Genomic DNA, 18,629 nt, shown 5'->3' with positions numbered 1-18,629 from the left:
TTTCGCGCGGCCGCGTCGTCGGTAGGGCAGAAACATCCACTACCGCAAGGAGAACGCGATGAACGCGCGGCTCGACTACTTCGCCAACCCGGTCGGCGGAAAGTTCATGAGGCCCCTGATCTCGGCAGGAAAGGGGCTGGCCGACTCGCCGCTGTCGCTCACGATCCAGGAGCTGGTCCGGATGCGCGCGAGCCAGATCAACGGCTGCGCGGTGTGCCTGGACATCCACACCAAGGAAGCCGCCGCCGCAGGCGAAACGGACGTGCGGATCAACCTGGTCGCCGTCTGGCGCGAGGCGACGGTTTTCAGCGAGGCCGAACGTGCCGCGCTGGAGGTGACCGAGCAGGCCTGCCGTATGGCCGACGGCGGCGGAGTCAGCGATGAGGCGTGGGCGAACGCCGCCAAGCATTTCGACGAGGACCAGCTCGCCGCGCTGGTGGGAGTGATCTCGCTGATCAACGCCTTCAACCGGGTGAACGCCATCGTCCAGAACCCCGGCGGCGACTACCGGGTGGGGCAGTTCGCATGACCATGACCGAGACGGCACGCAATCGGGCGGCGTTCAGCCGCTTCCACGAAGCGACCAACACCGGCGACTTCGCCGTCATCGAGAAGACGATCGACGAGGTCGTCGCGCCGGACGTGGTGTTCCACGCGCCGGTACCGATGGAGACGACCGGAGCTCAGGCACTGAAACAAGTGTGGACGGTGCTGCTTCGCGCCTTCCCCGACCTGCGGGTCAAGGCCGAGGACGTACTCGCCGACGGGGACAGGATCGTCTGCCGGAACACCGTCACCGGTACCCATCAGGGCGAGTACCGGGGACTGCCCGCCACCGGGAAGACCGTTTCCTACAACGAGATCTTCATCCTCCGCTTCGCCGGAGGGCGGGTCGCCGAGATCTGGGGTGTGGTGGACGTCCTCACCCAGCTACGGCAACTCGGCGCCCTCGCGGCGTAGCGGTCAGGCTCCGGCCCAGGGCCGGAGCTTCTCCGGATTCCGCATCCCCCAGATGTGCTGGATGCGGTCCCCGGCGACGTGGAACGCGAAGACGGCGACGGTCTGTCCTGCCTGCTGGAGCACGAGTCCGGGCAGGCCGTTGACGTCCCGCTCCACCAGATCGAGGCCGGACGTCCACCGCGCCAACGTCATGAGATAGGAAGCGACCTCTTCGCTTCCTTCGAACGGATGCAAAGCCGCCCTGACAACCCCGCCACCGTCGCTGGCCGCCTTCACATCGGGATCGAGGAGACCGATGAGCGCTTGGATGTCCTGGGCCTCCCAAGCCTTCTTGAATTCCCTGACGAGATCGGCCTGCCGGGCGACCGGGGCAGGCGCGACCTGCGTCGCACGAATACGACGTCGTGCGGAGGACGCCAGCTGGCGGCAGGCGGCCGGGCTGCGGCCGACGATCTCCGCGACCTCGGCGAAGGCGTAACGGAACACGTCGTGCAGGACGAACGCGACCCGCTCGGCCGGGGTCAGCGATTCGAGCACGACGAGGAACGCCATGTTGATCGACTCGTCGAGGGTGATCCGGTCGGCCGGGTCGACGGCGGGCGGCCGCCCGGTCGTCCACTCGACATGTCCCGGCAGCGGTTCGGGAAGCCACTCTCCGACATAGCGTTCCCTCCGCGCGCGTGCCGACCCGAGGAGGTCCAGGCAGATCCGGCTGGCGACCGTCGTCAGCCAGGCTCCCGGGGACTCGATCGCTTCCCGCTGCGCGGAGGACAAGGCGTACCAACGGGTGTAGGTCTCCTGCACCACGTCCTCGGCCTCGGACAGGGAGCCGATCAGGCGATACGCGAGCCCGATCAGCTGGCGCCGCTCACTCACGATCGCCTTGAGTCCCGGATCGAGCGTCGGTTCGTTCATGGGTTTCGCCCCTTGGTCGCGTGTGGTGTCCCGGGTACGACGAGACACCGCCGCCGGATGTGAGGTCACCTCCGGCGGCGGCGGGCTAGGCCGTCACCGCGCGGGGGAAGTCCTTGCGCTTGATCTTGGCCCGGCGGCCGTCGGGATGGTGGAACACGACGCCCTCGGCCACGTGCCCGGGGGAAAACCGGCTTTCCAGCGTGTCGAGGAATTCCCGCAGTTCGTGGTAGCTGCGCGGCACTTCGGGCAACGCCGGTGCCTGGAGATCGAACGGGACGCACCGGTGCTCTTCCAGCCCGAGGGGATTGCCCTGGATACGAGGGCCCAGCGCCTCGCTCGGATGCTCCCCGTCCGGCCAGCCGGACACGTCGGTGTTCCCGGCCGCCGCGAGGATCCACTTGTCGTCGGCGGATTCGCTGTCGGTGTCCACGTACCAGCCGTCCACGATGCCCTGCTGCTTCTGCGCCTTGCTCGGGTTGCGGCGCCGCTCGACCCGGACCAGCTGTCCCGAGCGCACGGTCAGCCGGACGTTGGTGCCGTCGAGTTTCTCGGTTCCCACTCCGGCGCCGTCGAATACCCAGGCGCACTCGGCGCGAGGCTTGTCGATGACGTGGAAGCGCTCGTCGCGCTCGAAAAGCGTGGGGATCTTCTCCATGACTGTCTTGCCTTTCACGACGTGCCCGATGAGTTCTTCAGGAGTGATGACGCCGGCGGTCAGCCCGCCGGCGAGCGCCCGTATCAGCTCCGCCACGGAAACGTCGGCTTCGACGGCCACGTGCTTCAGTGCCTTCTTTTCTTCAGGGGAGATCCACGCGACCAGCCGTGACCACCCTTCAGGAGGCGTCCATCGGGCCAGTGCCGCCGGGTCCTTGCGCGGCCTGCCCCGTCCTCGTGCCTGCTCCACGGCTGAACCGTAGCCAGCCGCAGAGCCTTGTGTCAATTGGCATAACAGAAAATAATCGCCAGCTCAGAGCTCTCTTCCGCCGGAGTCAGTGCGCCCCGGCTTCCTCGAGGATCCGGGCGACGGCCGTCTGGCCCTTGGTCCGGGCGTGGGCGAGGGGAGTGACGCCCTGCTTGTCGGCAAGGTTCACATCGGCACCTGCGGCGACGAGTGCCCGGACCACCTCCTGATGGCGCGGCCCGCCGTCGCCGAGGATGACCGCTTCCAGCAACGCGGTCCAGCCGAGGTCGTTCACGTGGTCGACGTCGATCCCGCTGCCCGCCACCAGCCGCACGTACTCGGCGTGCCCGCGTTCGGAGGCGGGGATCAACGAGACCCCGCCGTACCGGTTGGTGATGGTGAGATCCGGCTTGGCTCCGAGCAGCAGCTTCGCCATCGGGACGCTTCCGGTGACCCCCGTGACCAGCCACGGTGTGTCGTGTCGGCCGTCGAGCGCGTTCGGGTCGGCGCCCGCCTTGACGAGGATCTCGGCGACGTCGAGCCGGTTCTCGGTGACGGCGACGAGCAACGGGGTCCGGCCGCGATCGTCACGGGTCTCCAGGTCGGCACCGTCGTCGACGGCCTGCCGGACCCGGTTCGCGTCGGCTTCGAAGAGTTGGCTCACAGGGACTCCTTGACGGGGCGGCTGGGACGACGCGGGTGGCGTGGTGGTGGTGCTCGGTGCCGCCGGGGGTGGTGCGCTCGGTGCCTGCGGGGAGCAGGCACCGAGCACGAGGGCGGTGAGCAGGGCCACGATCGCCCGCTCACCGATCATCAGCGAAGTTCCCCGATGGCGCGCAGGCCCGCCGCGGCGAACTTCTCGTCGAGGTCGCCGCTGGGCGCGCCGCCGACACCGATCCCGGCGATCGGGCCGCCGTTCGCGGCGACCGGCACACCGCCGCCGAGGAAGAGCGTGCCCGGGATGTCGCGGATGGTCGGACCGTCGCCCTGGGCGTTCTTGGCCAGTGCGGAGGTCGGCTGTCCGAAGGAGACCGCGGTGAAGGCCTTCCGCTTGGCGGACTCCTCCGTCTGCGGCCCGGCGCCATCGCCCTTGAGCAGGACGCGGACGTCGCCCGACCGGTCGATCACGGCGACGGTGACCCGCTGGCCCTCCTTCTCGGCGGCGTCCAGCGCGGCCTGCGCGGCGCGGGTGGCGGCGTCGACGCCGAGCACGCTGGTCTGCACGACGGCCTGCGCGGCGGCGGGCGGCTGCGGTTTGCGGTCCTGCTGTGCCTGCGCCGCGCCCACGCCGGTGGCCAGCGCGACGGTCGCGAGGCCGGCCGTCATGCCCAGGACGAGACGAGTGCGGGGGAGCTTGGCGTTCATCGGATTTCCTTTGCGGTGAGGGGGTGTTTCGTTCTCCCTCGACTTTCCCGCCTGGCGGGCCGGGGCGAATCGGGAGAGCGGATATCGATCGGGCGCCGAGCGGTCGGTGCGGGCATCAACCGAACGATTGATGCGGAGCACCCCGCCTCCCCGCATACGATCATCGGCGAGGAAGGGAGGGCCGGAATGAAACCGCATCTGGGCGAGACCACAGGGCTGAACGCCGCGATGCACGCCGGGTTCTTCCTGCTGCTCGCCGCGTCCGTGGCACGGTTCGTCGCGGGGCACGGATTGAGCGGTGCCACCCCGTTGATCCTCGTGCTCACCGGCGCGCTCGCGCTGGTCTACGTGGCGGGCGTGCTGAGCTGGGAGGCGCTCGACCGGTGGCGTCCGGTGTGGCTGACGGCGGTGATCGCGGTCTGGCTGGCACTGGTGGTGGCCGCGCCGAGTTTCGCCTGGTGCGCCGTGCCGTTGTTCTTCGTCTGCCTGCAGATGCTGCGCCCGCGGATGATGATCGCGGTGGTCGTGCTCCTGACCGTCGCGACCATCCTCGCCCAGCTGAGGATCGCGGACGGGTTCGATCCGAGTATCGTGCTCGCGCCCATCGCGGTCGCGCTGATGGCCACGATGACGTTCCTGCAACTCGACCGGGACCGGCACGAACTGGGTCAGACCGTCGGGGAGCTCCTGCGCACCAGGATCGACCTCGCCGAGAGCCAGCGCGTGGCCGGGATGGTGGAGGAACGGGAACGGCTGGCGCGAGAGATCCATGACGTCCTCGCGCAGGGGCTGTCGAGTCTGCGGATGCTCCTGCAGGCGGCGCAGCGGTCGTGGGACACCGATCCGGAACTGGCCAAAGCCCACGTGTCCCGCGCCGTCGACGCGGCGGGGGACAACCTCGACGAAGCCCGCCGGTTCGTCAAAGGCCTCGGATCGCCGCGGCTGGAGAGCACCGACCTCGGCGAGACCCTGAGCGCGCTCGCCGAGCAGGTCACGTTCGCCGCCACGCATCCGGTGCGCTTCGAGACCAGCGGGGATCCGTATCCCCTGGAACCCGAAGTGGAGGCATGTCTGCTCCGGGTCGCGCAGAGCGCGCTGGCGAACGTCAGCGAGCACGCCAGGGCGACGAAGGCCGCCGTCACACTGACCTATCTGGCCGACAAGGTCGTCCTCGACATTCGTGACGACGGCGTCGGTTTCACCCCGGCTTCGACTCGCGCGAGCGGCTTGCGGGGGAACGGGTTGCGGATGATCGGTGAGCGGGTCGCCGAACTCGGTGGTGAGATGGTCGTCGAGAGCGCGCCGGGAGAGGGCACCGCGCTCGCCGTCGCCGTGCCCACCAGGGAGGTTCGATGACCGTCCGGGTGCTGATCGTCGACGACCATCCGGTCGTGCGGGCCGGTATCGCCGCGTTGCTGGCCGGTGAGCCCGGCTTCGAGGTGATCGGCGAATGCGCGAGCGCCGAAGAGGCCGTGCGCTTCGCGACCGCCCAGAAGCCGGACGTCGTGCTGATGGACCTGCAGCTCGGCGACGGTCCGGACGGCGTGAGCGCCACCGAACGTCTGACCGCCCTGCCGGATCCGCCGAAGGTGCTGGTGCTCACCACCTACGACGCCGAACTGGACATCACCAGGGCGGTGGCCGCCGGCGCCACCGGTTACCTGCTCAAGGCGGGACCGCCCGAGGACCTCTTCAAGGGCATCCACGCGGCCGCGCGTGGAGAGACCGCGTTGGCGCCGCAGGTCGCGGCCCGGCTGTTCGGGCACATGCGGGCTCCGGCGCCCGCGCTGAGCCCTCGTGAGACCGAGATCGTGCAATTGGTGGCGGAAGGGTTGATCAACCGGCAGATCGCCGCGCGCCTGTTCATCTCCGAAGCCACGGTGAAAACACACCTCGTCCACATCTACGACAAACTCGGTGTCGACAGCCGTGCCGGTGCGGTCGCCGTCGCCACGGAACGGAGGATCATCCGCAACTGAAGGCGGTGCCTGCCGGACCCCACGAGGTTCAGCGGCGCGGTTCGATCGTCATGTCGCCACGGGTCAGCGCGAGGATCGAGTCCCTGGCGAGGATGTCGTGCGGGAAGCCGAGTTCGATCGCGGAGGCCTCGCCGAGGCGGGCCAGGTGCGAGTCGGTGAACTCGACCTCCAGCGCGCCGAGGTTGTCCTCCAGCTGCTCGGTGGTGCGGGCGCCGATGATCGGTGCCGTCACGCCCGGGTTCCGCAGGGTCCAGGCCAGACCGACCTGGGCGGGGGTGTGGCCGAGTTCCGCGGCGACCTCCTTCACGACGTCCACGATGGCGAAGTTGCGCTCGGTGAGTGTGCCCAAGGCGAGGTTGAAGTCCTTGCGGGTGCCGTCTTCGGACGGCGTCGCGGACAGATCGGCTCGGCTGTACTTCCCGGTGAGCACGCCGCCGGCCAGCGGCGACCACGGGACCACGCCCAGTCCCATCTCGCGGGCCATGGGGATCAGGTCACGTTCCCCGGTGCGCTCGATCAGGTTGTACTCGATCTGCAGCGCGATCAGTGGCGACCAGCCGCGCAGGTCGGCGATCGCCTGCATCCGAGACACCTCCCAGGCCGGGGTGTTGGAGATCCCCACGTAGAGGACCTTGCCCTGCCGGACCAAATCGTCCATCCCGCGCAGGATCTCCTCGACCGGCGTCGTGAAATCCCACAGGTGCAGGTAAAGCAGATCGAGGTAGTCCGTGTCCAGTTGCCGCAGGCTGGCTTCCACCGACGCGAACAGGCTCTTGCGCTGGCCGCCGCCGGAATTCGGGTCGCCGGGGCGGCGCAGAGTCGTGTACTTCGTCGCCAGGACGAGGCTTTCGCGGCGGTCGCGGGCGAATTCGCCCAGCAGCCGCTCGGAGCTGCCGTTCGTGTAGGTGTTGGCGGTGTCGATGAAGTTGCCGCCGCGTTCGACGTAGCGGTCGAACAGCTTGCGTGCCTCGTCCTGCTCGGCGCCCCAGCCCCAGTCCGTGCCGAAGGTGGCCGCGCCCAGCGCCAGCGGGGAAACCCGCAGCCCGGACCGGCCCAGCAGCCGATAGGTGTCGAGGGTGAGCGACATCGGGTCCTCCTGTGCTCGTGTTCCGTTGCCGTAGACGAGTCTGCGACCGCCGCGAGCGGGGGATAAGGGAGAACACTTCCTGGGAACAGGGGTCCTACCCTGCCTGTTGGACCGGACATGACGACCTCCACCGTGGACACGACACAGGAGCTGGCCGCGTTCCTGCGGACCCGGCGTGAACGCCTGGACCCGGAGGAATTCGGCCTGCCGTCGCGCCGTCGGTCCCGGCGGACCCCGGGGCTGCGCCGCGAAGAGGTCGCCGAACTGGCGGCGGTCAGCGTCGACTACATCGTGCGGCTGGAACAGGCCCGTGGGCTGCGGCCGTCGGCCGAGGTCGTGGAGGCGCTGGCCAAGGCGCTGCGCTTGGCTCCGGACGAACGCGCCTACCTCTTCGATCTGGCCCGGCAGCGTCCCCGCAACGCCGGCAAGCCCGCCACCACCGCGGCACCGTCGCTGGCCCGGCTCGTCGCGGATCTTTCGCCGCTGCCCGCCATGCTGATGAACCACCGCTACGACATCCTGGTCTGGAACGACGAGATGGCGAGGCTGCTGGTGGACTTCGACACCCTGCCGCCGTCGCAGCGGAACGCGATGTGGTTGTGCCTCAAACACCCCGAGATCCGCGAGTTCTATGCGGATCGTGAACGTGTCGTGCGGGAGGGCATCGCCCATCTGCGCGCAGCCTGGGCCGCGCATCCGGACGACCAGGCACTGACCGAGCTGATCACCGAATTCACCGCCGACGAGGAATTCGCGCGACTGTGGGCAGAACGCGACGTCAAGGTCAACGTCCGCGGGCGCAAGGCGATGCGGCATCCCGAGGCCGGTGTGGTCGAACTGGACTACGAAGTGCTCATCCCGCTCGAGGATCAGGACCAGCGCTTGGTGATCTACCGCGCCACGACCGAAGAAAGCCGCTCGGCACTGGGCCGGTTGTTCGCCCTTCCCCGGCGGTAGGCAATTCGCGTACCGCGTCGATTTCCGGTGCCGGCGGTACGAAGAAACCCATGACCTGGTGCGTACACGGAAAGTGTATGAGCCGATCGCGTGATGCGCATAGGACGTCGGTTCGACGCATAGGTGACGGCTGATTTCGGTGGTACGGTCCATCGCGGTCGAGAAACCTCCAACGAGTGATCATTGCCTCGTGTCATTCAGTGATGGGCCTTCGGAAACAGAGAGTATGAGTCGTGGATTTCGACGCACTGATCGCCGAATTGCGGACCCTGCGGGACAATGTCGCCGGGGTGACCGACACGGTGATAGCCGCTGTCGACGGAATACCGATCGTCGCCGACGCGGCGAAGAACATCGACCCCGCGGAGGTTTCCGCGCTCGCCGCCGCGAATCTCGGGATCGCGCGCCAGGCGGCCGAAGTGACGGGCAAGGGCACGCTGCGGCAGACCGTCGTGTTCAGCAGTGACGGCTACATGGCCGTTTACGCCATCGACCGGATGGCGCTCATGGTCATCATGGGAGACCGGCAGCTGAATGTCGGCCGCCTTCTTTTCGAATGCCGCCCGGTCATCGATCGGATCAGCTCGATACTGGCCGCTTAGTCGTCAAACCAGGAAAGTGAGTCCGATGAACATCGAAAACGCGCTCAAGGAATGCATGTCGATCGCCGGGGCGGTCGGTGTCGCGCTGGTCGATTACGACAGCGGGATGTCGCTCGGCACCAGCGGGGGAGGTGATTGGCTCAATCTGGAGGTCGCGGCGGCGGGCAACACCGATGTCGTCAGGTCGAAGATGCGGGTCATGTCCGCGTTGTCGCTCAACGACAGCATCGAGGACATCCTCATCACGTTGCACCGCCAATATCATCTGATCCGGCTGCTGGATTCCGTGAACGCCAGGAGCTCTCTCTTCCTGTACCTGGTGCTGGACCGGGACCAGGCGAATCTCGCGCTGGCCCGGCACTATCTCAAGCGCGTCGAGACGGAGTTGCAGGTCTGAAGACGAACGGGGGAAGCCGGCGATGACCGGAGTCGCGTCCAGTCACCACGCACTCGTCGCCGGCTCGGCGCTCATCGGCGTTCTCGGCTCGTTGTTCCCGGCGGGGTTGAAGCTCGCCGGCGACCGGCTTGAGTTCGTGTTCGTCCTTCCGGACGGCCGTGAGGCCCTGGACGCCGAACCATCGGACCATCCGTTCGTCGCGGTGAAGGAACGGATCCGGCAGGGTGGCGGGATACCACCACCGCGGTTCTTCCTCGACACCGACGGCAGGTGGACCCGGCTGCACGTGGAGCTCGCCGGAACCGCGGTCCGGGCGGTGATCGTGCTGCCGGACGAGCTGACGGCGGGGGCGATCAACGCGCCGTTCCTCGGCCACTGGCAGAACCAGGTTCCCGGCGCCGTCCGGCTCGCGGTGGACGAGTTCGCCCGGATCCTCGCGCGGTGCCGTCATCGGGCCGGGGGACCGGAGCCACTGATCGATCTGGAACTGGTGTACGTGCCCATCCGGGACTTCGAGGCCGTGTTCGCTCGCGCCCACGAGCCGGTCCGGCCGTTCATCGCGCCGGTCCGTCCGGCGTTCAAGATGCGCTGGCACGCGGTGACACCCGCGCAGCGCAAGGCCTTCACCGCCGACCTGATCGATGTCACGAGCGCGGGCCGGTGGCTTCGCCGCAGGCCGACCGCGACGATCATGGGAGTCGAGCTGGAACTTCCGCCGAGGCACTGGCGCTAGGCCGCTCGCGTGTCCGTGAAGGCCTCCTTACCTACCTTCAGGGTAGGCAAGGAGGCCTTCACGGCATGCGTCAGGCGGTGACGAGCGAAAGACCGTAGTTCTGCAGGATCTCGTTCACCGGCTGGAACCAGGTCTCACCTCCGGAACCGCAGTTGCCCCAGCCGCCGGAGGTGACGCCCTGCGCCTGGTCGCCGGTGATGAAGGAACCGCCGGAGTCGCCGGGTTCGGCGCAGACGTTCGTGCGGGTCATCTGGTGGACGGCGCCCTGCGAGTAGTTGACCGTCTCGTTGTGCCCCAGCACGGTGCCGCAGTGCCAGTGCGTCGTCGAACCGGACCGGCACACCGAAGTGCCGACAGGCGCGACCCACGAACCGCGGACGAGCGCGTCGCTCACGGTGCCCCAGCCGAGGACGACCGGCGCCGTCCACCAGCCGTTGCCGATCCGGATGAACGCGTAATCGTTGCCGGGGAAGGAAGAACCGGCGAAACTGCCCATCGCCGAGCCGTCCCAGCCGACGACCGGGCTGCCGGTGCCGCCGCAGTGACCGGCGCTGACGAATCCGCCGTGGACGCTGAACCCGATCGAACAGCGGGTGTTCCCGTTGATGTAGTACGGGTCGCCGCCGACGGTACCGGCCGCGAACGGTTCGGCCTTGGGTGCGGTGACCACCGTGACTGGACCCGATTTCCTTGCCCTGGCCAGGAAGTCGTTGACGTCGGCGCCTTGCGCGCCCGGCCGCAGCGCGACCACGACGCTGCCGCTGCGCGGGTCCGCGCGCCAGCCGCTGACGGCGGCGGGGGCCGGCCGGGTCTTGGCCGACATGTCGATTTCGGCCTTGGCCGCGTCGAGCCGGGCCGCGCTGATCGCGACCGCGGTGGGTTCGGCGCCTGCCTCCCGGACCGCGGCCGCCGCCGCGGGATCGGTCACCCCGACGACGAGAGTGCCGCGCGCCGGATCGAACCAGGCGCCGCCGAACGCCGCGCCGGCGGCCCGCTGCGCGGCGGGCAGCACCCGCGAGGCGGTCATTTCCTGGGTGAGCCGGGTCGATGCCTGTGTGGCGGTGAGCCCCAGATCACGCTGCATCGCGGCGAGCATTCCGGGGGAAGCCTGCGCGACCGGGGCGAGGGCGGCGGAAGTGAGACTCGCGGTCAGGACGGCGGCGCCGCCGAGTGCCAGGGCGATTCTTCGACGCATGGTTACTCCTCCAAGGCTGGGGGAAAGAAACACACTGCCCGCCGAGTGTGGGGCCGTGACCGGCGAAAGAGCGAGGAATGTCCGGTCTTCTGTCCGGAATTCCCAAGAGCGAACGCCGCCGTTGAACGTCTACTTAGGACGGTTTGCCGATAGGCCCTCCGCGCGCTCTCGCGGCGGTTCCAGTACGTTGCGGGACATGACCGCGTCGCCGGAGGATGTGCCGGAGCAGGTGCTGCGCACCTCGATCGTCGAGCGGCTGTTCGCTCGTGAGGCCGACCCGCGGCCGCTGTTCACGCACCAGGACCACGGTGCCGGTGTGGACAGCACGGTCACCTGGACGGAGTTCGTCTCCCGGGTGCGAGTGGTCGCGGGCGCACTGCGCCTGGTCACACGGCCGGGTGATCGCGTCGCCGTGCTCACCGGCCAGGACCTGAATTACCCCTTGGCCTTCTTCGGCGCCCTCGCCGCCGGTCTGGTGGCCGTGCCGTTGATGGCGCCGGGCAGCGCTTCCCAGCGCGGCAGGCTCACCGGGGTGCTGGCGGACTGCGGCGCAAGGGTTTGGCTGACGTCTTCGGCAGCCGTCGCGAAAGTGCGCGAAGCCGGCGAGCCGGATCACCTGATCGTGGTGGACGAACTCTCCGGGCCGGGGATCGATCCGGTCCCCGTCGCGCCGGAAAGCCCCGCATATCTGCAGTACACCTCCGGATCGACCCGCGAGCCCGCCGGTGCCGTGATCCCGCACCGGGCGGTGGCCGCCGCCTGCTGGCAGGCGAGCCGGGCGTACGCCGTCGACGAGGGCACGACCTGTGCCGGATGGATCCCGTTCTTCCATGACATGGGCCTGATCCAGCTGTTGTGCCTGCCGGTTTACGCGGGAGCGCGATCGGTGTTCATGTCGCCCGCCGAATTCGTGCATCGCCCCGTGCGCTGGCTGCGGCAGCTCGCCGATCACCCGGCCGTGTTCACCGCCGCGCCGAACTTCGCGTTCGACCTGGCCGTCGAAGCCGCCGAAGAAGCAGGGGAAGACCTCGATCTCTCCGGTGTTCGGGTCGCGCTCAACGGCGCCGAACCGGTGCAGCCGCGGACGGTCGCGCGGTTCCTGGAGGCCTTCGGTCCGCGCGGATTCCGCGCCGAAGCGCACCGTCCGTCTTACGGTCTGGCCGAGGCCACTGTGTACGTCGCGAGCGCGGGCGCCGAAGGGCCGCGGAGCGCGAAGTTCGACAGAGAAGCCCTGGCACAGGGCCAAGCGATCGAGATTCCGGACGGCCAGGAACTCGTCTCGGTCGGGCGCCCGCTCGGCCAGCGGGTCCGGATCGTCGGCGACGGCGTGGCGCGACCCGACGGCCTCGTGGGGGAGATCTGGATCCACGGACCGAATGTCGCGTCGGGATACTGGGGCCGTGGTGACGCCGCCGCGTTCGGAGGCGAACTCGACGGCGTCGGCGGTTGGCTGCGCACCGGTGACCTCGGCGTGTTCCACCGCGGGGAGCTCTACATCACCGGCAGGCTCAAGGATCTCATCGTCATCGACGGCCGCAACTTCCACCCGCAGGACATCGAAGCCGTCGCGGGGGAGGCGCATCCGGCGATCCGCCGAGACCGCGTCGCCGCATTCGCCGTCTCGGACGAAAGGGGCGAAGGGGCGATGTTGGTAGCCGAATGGGCAAAGAACGCCGACGCGGATGTCAAAGAGGTGACGAGAGTGGTATTGCGCGCCGTTTCACGGGAACATGATCTGACGCTGCGATCTGTCCGTCTGGTTCCCTCCGGTGACCTTCCGCGCACTTCCAGTGGCAAGGTCGCGCGGGCCGCGGCGAGGGCGCGTTATAGTCGGCCCCGTGGGTGATCACCGCGCGGAGGTCGTGAAGGTCGTCAGTGAGACTTTTCGGCTTGATCCCGCCGAAATCGAGTCCGACGCGCCGCTCGAAGAGCTGGGTATCGACTCCAAGGGACGGATAAAACTCCTGTCGGCGCTGGAGATCTACCACGACGTGAGGATCGATCTGGACCAGCTCGACCGGTTCACCGACATCGGGTCGGTGGCCGAAGTGCTCGAAGAGGCACTCGGCGGTAAAGCCGACGGATCCGACGAAAGGCGCTGAAAAGAATGAGCGGGGGCTTCACCGCGGCGACCGATGCGCTTTCATCGGCGTCGAAGAACATCGGAAAGCTGACGGAGCAGTTGCTCGAAGACAACCCGGATCTGTCGAGCACTCCGGTGAACGCGGCCGGTTTCGGCCAGGCGCACGGCGACCACGCGAAGAAGTACACCGACGGGGTGGCGGCGTTGTGGGCGTCGGTCCAGGGGTACAGCACCACACTCGGCTCGTTCGGCACGAACCTCGGCACCGCGGGTACCGCGTACGGCACCAACGAGGACGAACAGAGGAACAAGATCACCAAGACGGGGATGCGCTAGTGGCCACCGAAACCACCTGGACCGACGTCAAGGCCGTCCTCGACGACCCGGCCGTTCCCGCCGAGCAGAAGACCAAGCTCATCGGCTCGTGGATGCGGACGCATCCGGCGCCCCCGCCGTGGACGGCGGACCAGGAGCCGGAGGAGATCAAGCAGAAGCGCAAGGAAGCCGAGAAGTACGCGGCGTCCTACAACGCCCTTCCGTTCCTGCCCTACGACGACGACCTCGACAAGGTCTACAACAGCGCGAAGGGCGCGGGCGATCAGGCCAGCTTCAACCGGAAGGCGGAGTCGAAGGCGGTCGACGAGGGCAACAAGAAACTCGACGCCACCAAGGAACCCACCGCCGAGGGTGCGGGGACCAAGACGTCGGACGAGATCTTCGACGCCGCCGCGCCCGCGCTCAAGGTCTTCGAAACCTTCGGCTCCCTGCTGGGAAAGCTCCCGGAAGACTGCCGGGGCACCACCCGCGCGCTCGACTTCGAGAAGGACATCAAGAAGCCGTTCGACGAGCAGCGCGGTATCAACTTCAAGAACTTCGTCGACGACGCCGCCCATTTCAAGACCGGCTCGAAGACGGTCCAGAAGACCATCGACGACACCGGTTCCCAGCTGAACACCCTCTACGGGACGTGGACCGGCGATGCGGCGGACGCCTCCTCGGACAACTACAACGAGAAGATCCTCCCCAAGGCCAAGAAGCTCGCCCAAACGCTGGACAACGCGAGCGAAGCGACGTTGCACACCAGCGCGGCGGTGTTCAAGCTGTGCAAGGGAAAGGCCGACACGGTCATCGATCTCTACAAGGAGATCGTCGGCAAAGCGGACTTCCCGATGGCGCAGAAGGTCGTCGCCATCGCCGCCGGAGAGAAGAGCGGCAAGGAGGACCTCGGCGCGATCGCGGGCTGGATGGACGTCAACTTCGGCTCCAACCTGGTCCAGCAGTTGAACAACGACGGCTGCTGCGACGACGACGAGTTCAAGAAGGCGGGCCAGAATCTCGCCAAGCAGTGGATCCAGCGGCAGTTCATCCCCGAGATGTGGACCATCATCTACGAGGGTTTCGCCAAGTCCTGCAAGGACACCAAGGAGTTCGTCGACCAGGCCTACGACGAACTCGACAAGGTGATGGGCAAGGTCAAGAACGAGTTCGAAGGCGCGGGTGACAAGGGCGGCGCCGGCGGCGCGGGCGGACCCGGCGGCACGGGCGGCGGGCCCGGTGGCCAGGGCCCGGACTTCACCGGTGGCCAGGGTGGCACCGGTGGCGGGCCCGGCGGTTCGGGAACCGGCGGCACCGGTGGCGGACCTGGCGGTGGCCCCGGCGGTTCGGGCCAGGGCCCGGACTTCACCGGCGGCACCGGTGGTGGGCCGGGCGGCGGCCCCGAGGGTGGCACCGGCGGTGGCCCCGGATCGGGTGGTTCCGGCCCCGGCGGTGGAACCGGCCCGGCGGCGCAGAAGCCCCCGCCGATCCCGGACGTGAACATCCCCGAGGGCGGAGGATCGCCTGGCGGTGGACCGGGCGGCGGCACCGGTGGTGGGCCGGACGAGAAGAAGGACCAGACGTCGCCATCGGGCTCGGCACCGCCGCCGTCGAACGGCGACGAGCAGAAGGCCGCCGCAGAAGAGGCGAAGAAGCAGGCAGCGGCGGCCGCCGAGAACGCGAAGAAGCAGGCTTCCGAGGCGCTGGGCAAACTCGGTGACGGCCCGACCGGTGGCGACCTCGGCGGCTCCGGCTCCGGTCCGGGCGGCGGAGGTACCGGCGGTGGTCCCGGCGGCAGTGGCAACACGGACGCCGCGGCCGACGCCAAGGCAGCGGCCGAGAAGGCCACTGAAGACGCGAAGAAGCAGGCCTCCGAAGCGCTGAACAAGCTGGGTGACGCCCCTGGCGGCATGGGCGACGGCGATTCCAAGGACGGCGACTCGAAGGATGCCGAGAAGTCCGCGGACGAGGCGAAGAAGAAGGCTTCGGAAGCCCTGGACAAGCTCGGCGAGGAGTTGCCCGGTGAAGGCGGCGACAAGCTGGCCAGTGACAAACCCGGTGAGGACGGCGACAAGGCCGAGGACGGCGAACGCGAGACTCTCAAGGTCAAGCAGGGCGACAAGACCTTCGAGATGACCGAGCCGGACAAAGACGGCGAGATGGAGATCAAGATCGGGGACGGTTCCGGGCCCGCCAAGGACTTCAAGCTCGACTGGACCGGCGACGGCGACGACTCCAAGCTGGGCTCCGCTCCCGGCTCGGACGACGGGAAGCCGGACAAGGACGGCGTCCACCGTCCGGGGCCGGACGGCAAGATCCACATCCAGGACGGCGATGTGAAGATCACCGCCGAGCGTCCCGACGGCCCGTCCGGGCCGACGGTCGTCACCGTCGACGACGGCACCGGCAAGCCGACCACGTACACCCTCGGCGAGGACAAACCCGCCACGGACAAGGCATCGCATCCGGCGACTCCCGTCACCGGGACGGTGCAGCCCGACGCCAAGCCGGCGTTCACCCCGCATGAGGGTGGCGGCGGGACAGTCCCCGACGGGATCCGCGGGGGCGACATCGGCGGTTCCGGTGGCGGCGGTGGTGGTTTCGGCGGAGGTGGTGCTTCCGCGCCGTCAGTGCCGTCCATGCCCTTCGAATCCGCCAGCCCCGCGGCCGGTCAGCCGCTGACCGAGGGCGTGCACACCGGTGGTGGGGCACAGCAGCCGCAGCATGTGGCCGCGGGTGCCCCGTCCGCTCCGATGAGCGGCACGGCGGGCCAGTCGTTCGGTGGCGGCGCGATGCCCCCGATGGGTGGCATGGGTGCCGGCGGAGCGGGCGGCCAGGGCGGCGGCGACCAGGAACGGACCAACCGCGCGTACCGGATCGAGGGCGAGGTGTTCGACCAGATCAACGAACCCACCGGCCGGATCACCGGGTCGTTGCTGGACGATGAGGATCAGTCGGTCACCCGCAAGCGGTGAGCCGGGGCAGGGGAGAACAGATGAGCGCCGAGGACACCGCCGCCATGAGGGCGACCCTGGACGGTCTCGTCCGCGAGCAGTCGGAGCGCCGGGCACTGCGGGATCAGCGGGCCGACGAGATCAAGGCCAGCTCGCAGGAGTTCATGACCAAACAGGTCCAGACCGCCCAGCGGTACGTCGAGCACCGGCGGGAATTGGGGCAGCGCAAGACGAAATCCGGTTGGAGCACCGACCGGTCGCACGCGCAGCCGGGGAACACGTCGGCGTTCGAAGACGACTCCGTGGACATGGCGGCTCCGTTCGGCTCGGAGCCGCCGCCTCCCGTCCCCACCGGACGGGACACGCCCCGGCGTGCTCCTCGCGCCCGCCCGGCACCGGCCGACGACGAGGACGACGCCTTCCTCAACAACCGTTGGCGCGACTGATCTCGCGCCGTCAGACGACGAGGCCGAGCACCAGCACGATCGGGAGACCGAGCGTCGTCGAGTACGCGTGCGACGTGAAGGAGCACATCGACGCGCTCGCTCCGGCGGCGAACCCCGACACCGCCGGGTACACGCGAGCGGTGCTGGACAGAGTGGGCTGAGCGCTTACGGGTTTGCCCCTGCCTCCGCAGGGTATTCGCCCCGGGTTAGGCAAGGCGGACCGGTATCAGGGCGGGATGGTTCATGGTCGACGTGAAGATGACGGTAGACACTTCTCCCGAGCGCGTGTTCGAGGTGCTCGCCGACGGGTGGACCTACGCGGCCTGGGTGGTGGGCGCCTCCCATATCCGTGACGTGGACAAGGGCTGGCCGGCGCGGGGAACGCGGATCCATCACTGCGTGGGGTCTTGGCCCGTCCTGCTCGACGACGTCACCAAGGTGCACGTCGTCGACCCGCCGCGGCTGCTCGAACTCGAGGCGCGAGCCTGGCCGTTCGGCACCGCCCGGATCCGGTTGGAACTGCGGGAAACCGAGCCGGGGACCACGGAGATCCTGATGTCCGAGCAGGCGACCCGCGGGCCGGGCCGGGTGTTGCCGGAGGTGGCGCAGGCGCTCTTCCTGGTGCCTCGGAACCGGGAATCCTTACGGCGTCTCGCGGATCTCGCGAAGGGGCGTGCCGCGGTTTAGCCGGCGGACTGGTCCTGGTGGCTCGGCCGACCGAACCGGATCCGGTCCCGCGGCGGGGCGAGGGGGCGGCTGTCACCGCGGCGCCCGGCGCGGATGGCGGCGAGGAGTTCGGTGATCGTGGCCGCCGGGCCGTGCCGCGGCCGCCAGCCGAGTTCCTCCCGTGCGCGTCGAGTGTCCACAAGGGACGCCCGGTCGGCCAGGCGCAACCAGGACGGGTGCAGGGGTTGCAGCCCCAGCCGCCAGCTCGGCCAGGCCAGTGTGGTCAGCAACTTCAGCGGTACGGGAATCCTGAGCCCGCCTGCCAGCTTGGCCAGATCGCGGCTTTTCAGCACCGGCTCACCGGCGAGGTTGAACGCCCCGGTCGCGCGGCGGTCGAGGATCGCCCGGATCGCTTCCGCCACATCGTCGGAGTGCACCACCTGCATCCGCAGCCCCGGCCACAAGGGCACCGGCAGCCAGTCGCCGCCGAGCGGCAACGGCGGCGCCAGCGGGCTGAGCAGCCATCCGGAGAACTCGGCCGCCGCGTCCGGCTGCACGACGCCGCACGGGCGGATCCGTGCCACCCCGATGTCCGGATAACGACGGCAGAACTCGTCCAGCTGCGTCTCGAAAGCCGCTTTTCCCGCGCTGTAGGCACTTTCGGCTAGCCCGCCACAGGGCCACTCCTCGTCAACCTCGCGCCAGCGGGCGGCCGGGGTGTAGGCGGCGACCGAGGACGCGCACACGATGTGCTCCACGCCGGCGTCGGCGGCCGCGCGCAGGACGTTCGCGCTGCCCGCGACGTTGGTGCGGCGCATCGCCGGATCGTCCGCGCGCGGGTGGATCGCCCAGGCGAGATGCACCACCGCGTCCGCGCCGCGGAAGATCCCGGTCAGTTCCTCCCAAGCGTCGTTCGCGCCGACGTCCTGAAGGACCCAGCGGGCCGACGAATAGGGCGCGGCGGTCGTATCGGGCCGGTGGCGTGCCACCCCGACCACTTCATGGCCTTCCAGAGCCCGGAGCAAGGCGGTCCCGATGTTCCCGCTGGCGCCGGTGACGACGATCTTCATCCGC

Annotated in this window: 22 protein-coding genes; 14 read left to right on the top strand and 8 right to left on the bottom strand. The window is 68.9% G+C overall.

Annotated elements, in window-relative coordinates; translation table 11 throughout:
• Positions 1-58 precede the first annotated feature (58 nt).
• Positions 59-529: a carboxymuconolactone decarboxylase family protein gene (locus DMC64_RS21980; protein ID WP_125735051.1), complete on the top strand. Its 471-nt coding sequence runs from the start codon at positions 59-61 to the stop codon at positions 527-529.
• On the top strand, positions 526-960 hold the full coding sequence (locus tag DMC64_RS21975) for an ester cyclase (RefSeq protein WP_125735050.1): 435 nt from the start codon (positions 526-528) through the stop codon (positions 958-960). Before DMC64_RS21980 ends, DMC64_RS21975 begins: the two co-directional genes overlap by 4 nt.
• A 3-nt stretch (positions 961-963) precedes the next feature.
• Here DMC64_RS21975 and sigJ read toward each other — a convergent pair whose 3' ends face one another.
• The 4 genes from sigJ to DMC64_RS21955 form a co-directional block, all read right to left on the bottom strand.
• On the bottom strand, positions 964-1,875 hold the full coding sequence (sigJ, locus tag DMC64_RS21970) for an RNA polymerase sigma factor SigJ (protein WP_125735049.1): 912 nt from the start codon (positions 1,873-1,875) through the stop codon (positions 964-966).
• An 85-nt stretch (positions 1,876-1,960) separates the two neighbouring features.
• Complete coding sequence (locus DMC64_RS21965; protein WP_233629759.1) at positions 1,961-2,779, bottom strand: RNA ligase family protein; 819 nt, start codon at positions 2,777-2,779, stop codon at positions 1,961-1,963.
• 85 nt (positions 2,780-2,864) lie between these two features.
• A complete protein-coding gene (locus DMC64_RS21960) occupies positions 2,865-3,440 on the bottom strand; it encodes an ankyrin repeat domain-containing protein (protein WP_125735048.1) in 576 nt (191 codons plus the stop codon).
• 149 nt (positions 3,441-3,589) lie between these two features.
• Positions 3,590-4,141 carry a heme-binding protein gene (locus DMC64_RS21955; protein WP_037345206.1) on the bottom strand — a complete coding sequence of 184 codons (552 nt, stop codon included), beginning with the start codon at positions 4,139-4,141 and terminating at the stop codon, positions 3,590-3,592.
• Between the two features lie 186 nt (positions 4,142-4,327).
• On the opposite strand from DMC64_RS21955, the gene DMC64_RS21950 reads away from it, so the two are divergent.
• Both DMC64_RS21950 and DMC64_RS21945 read left to right on the top strand, forming a co-directional pair.
• Positions 4,328-5,497, top strand: a complete 1,170-nt coding sequence (locus DMC64_RS21950; RefSeq protein ID WP_125735047.1) for a sensor histidine kinase — start codon at positions 4,328-4,330, stop codon at positions 5,495-5,497.
• Positions 5,494-6,120, top strand: a complete 627-nt coding sequence (locus DMC64_RS21945; RefSeq protein ID WP_037345210.1) for a response regulator transcription factor — start codon at positions 5,494-5,496, stop codon at positions 6,118-6,120. The genes DMC64_RS21950 and DMC64_RS21945 overlap by 4 nt, the downstream gene beginning before the upstream one ends.
• A gap of 28 nt (positions 6,121-6,148) precedes the next feature.
• Here the strand turns inward: DMC64_RS21945 and DMC64_RS21940 are convergent, their stop codons facing one another.
• The gene (locus tag DMC64_RS21940) at positions 6,149-7,207 is read right to left on the bottom strand and encodes an aldo/keto reductase (protein WP_125735046.1); all 1,059 of its coding nucleotides are present in this window, start codon (positions 7,205-7,207) and stop codon (positions 6,149-6,151) included.
• A gap of 117 nt (positions 7,208-7,324) precedes the next feature.
• On the opposite strand from DMC64_RS21940, the gene DMC64_RS21935 reads away from it, so the two are divergent.
• The 4 genes from DMC64_RS21935 to DMC64_RS21920 all read left to right on the top strand — a co-directional run bounded on the left by DMC64_RS21935 (position 7,325) and on the right by DMC64_RS21920 (position 9,896).
• On the top strand, positions 7,325-8,164 hold the full coding sequence (locus tag DMC64_RS21935; protein WP_125735045.1) for a helix-turn-helix transcriptional regulator: 840 nt from the start codon (positions 7,325-7,327) through the stop codon (positions 8,162-8,164).
• 233 nt (positions 8,165-8,397) lie between these two features.
• Entirely contained in the window at positions 8,398-8,766 is a 369-nt protein-coding gene (locus DMC64_RS21930) for a roadblock/LC7 domain-containing protein (RefSeq protein WP_073848829.1), read from the top strand.
• Positions 8,767-8,791: 25 nt separating this feature from the next.
• Entirely contained in the window at positions 8,792-9,163 is a 372-nt protein-coding gene (locus tag DMC64_RS21925; RefSeq protein WP_037345225.1) for a hypothetical protein, read from the top strand.
• Between the two features lie 22 nt (positions 9,164-9,185).
• Entirely contained in the window at positions 9,186-9,896 is a 711-nt protein-coding gene (locus DMC64_RS21920; RefSeq protein WP_125735044.1) for a hypothetical protein, read from the top strand.
• A 70-nt stretch (positions 9,897-9,966) separates the two neighbouring features.
• Here the strand turns inward: DMC64_RS21920 and DMC64_RS21915 are convergent, their stop codons facing one another.
• On the bottom strand, positions 9,967-11,091 hold the full coding sequence (locus tag DMC64_RS21915) for a S1 family peptidase (RefSeq protein WP_125735043.1): 1,125 nt from the start codon (positions 11,089-11,091) through the stop codon (positions 9,967-9,969).
• A 196-nt stretch (positions 11,092-11,287) separates the two neighbouring features.
• Here DMC64_RS21915 and DMC64_RS21910 point away from each other — a divergent pair, with 196 nt between their 5' ends.
• From DMC64_RS21910 to DMC64_RS21890, 5 genes are read left to right on the top strand one after another with little or no spacing between them, the layout of a single operon-like run.
• Complete coding sequence (locus DMC64_RS21910) at positions 11,288-12,937, top strand: fatty acyl-AMP ligase (protein ID WP_125735042.1); 1,650 nt, start codon at positions 11,288-11,290, stop codon at positions 12,935-12,937.
• Positions 12,930-13,193: an acyl carrier protein gene (locus DMC64_RS21905; RefSeq protein WP_037345229.1), complete on the top strand. Its 264-nt coding sequence runs from the start codon at positions 12,930-12,932 to the stop codon at positions 13,191-13,193. The genes DMC64_RS21910 and DMC64_RS21905 overlap by 8 nt, the downstream gene beginning before the upstream one ends.
• 5 nt (positions 13,194-13,198) lie before the next feature.
• On the top strand, positions 13,199-13,510 hold the full coding sequence (locus tag DMC64_RS21900; RefSeq protein WP_125735041.1) for a hypothetical protein: 312 nt from the start codon (positions 13,199-13,201) through the stop codon (positions 13,508-13,510).
• The gene (locus DMC64_RS21895; RefSeq protein WP_125735040.1) at positions 13,510-16,464 is read left to right on the top strand and encodes a WXG100 family type VII secretion target; all 2,955 of its coding nucleotides are present in this window, start codon (positions 13,510-13,512) and stop codon (positions 16,462-16,464) included. The genes DMC64_RS21900 and DMC64_RS21895 overlap by 1 nt, the downstream gene beginning before the upstream one ends.
• A gap of 20 nt (positions 16,465-16,484) precedes the next feature.
• Complete coding sequence (locus DMC64_RS21890) at positions 16,485-16,889, top strand: hypothetical protein (protein ID WP_125735039.1); 405 nt, start codon at positions 16,485-16,487, stop codon at positions 16,887-16,889.
• 10 nt (positions 16,890-16,899) lie between these two features.
• Here the strand turns inward: DMC64_RS21890 and DMC64_RS43530 are convergent, their stop codons facing one another.
• Positions 16,900-17,022 (bottom strand): hypothetical protein, encoded by a 123-nt coding sequence (locus tag DMC64_RS43530; RefSeq protein WP_255432678.1) that lies wholly within the window; start codon positions 17,020-17,022, stop codon positions 16,900-16,902.
• 110 nt (positions 17,023-17,132) lie between these two features.
• Between DMC64_RS43530 and DMC64_RS21885 the strand changes: the two genes are divergently transcribed.
• A complete protein-coding gene (locus tag DMC64_RS21885) occupies positions 17,133-17,576 on the top strand; it encodes an SRPBCC family protein (protein WP_125735038.1) in 444 nt (147 codons plus the stop codon).
• On the opposite strand, the gene DMC64_RS21880 is transcribed toward DMC64_RS21885, so the two are convergent.
• Positions 17,573-18,625: an NAD-dependent epimerase/dehydratase family protein gene (locus tag DMC64_RS21880; RefSeq protein WP_125735037.1), complete on the bottom strand. Its 1,053-nt coding sequence runs from the start codon at positions 18,623-18,625 to the stop codon at positions 17,573-17,575. The genes DMC64_RS21885 and DMC64_RS21880 overlap by 4 nt on opposite strands.
• Positions 18,626-18,629: the final 4 nt, after the last annotated feature.

Origin of the sequence: Amycolatopsis sp. WAC 04197 (genome assembly GCF_003947475.1) — a bacterium.
Taxonomy (GTDB): domain Bacteria; phylum Actinomycetota; class Actinomycetes; order Mycobacteriales; family Pseudonocardiaceae; genus Amycolatopsis; species Amycolatopsis japonica.
This window is presented reverse-complemented; position numbering and strand designations above follow the sequence as displayed.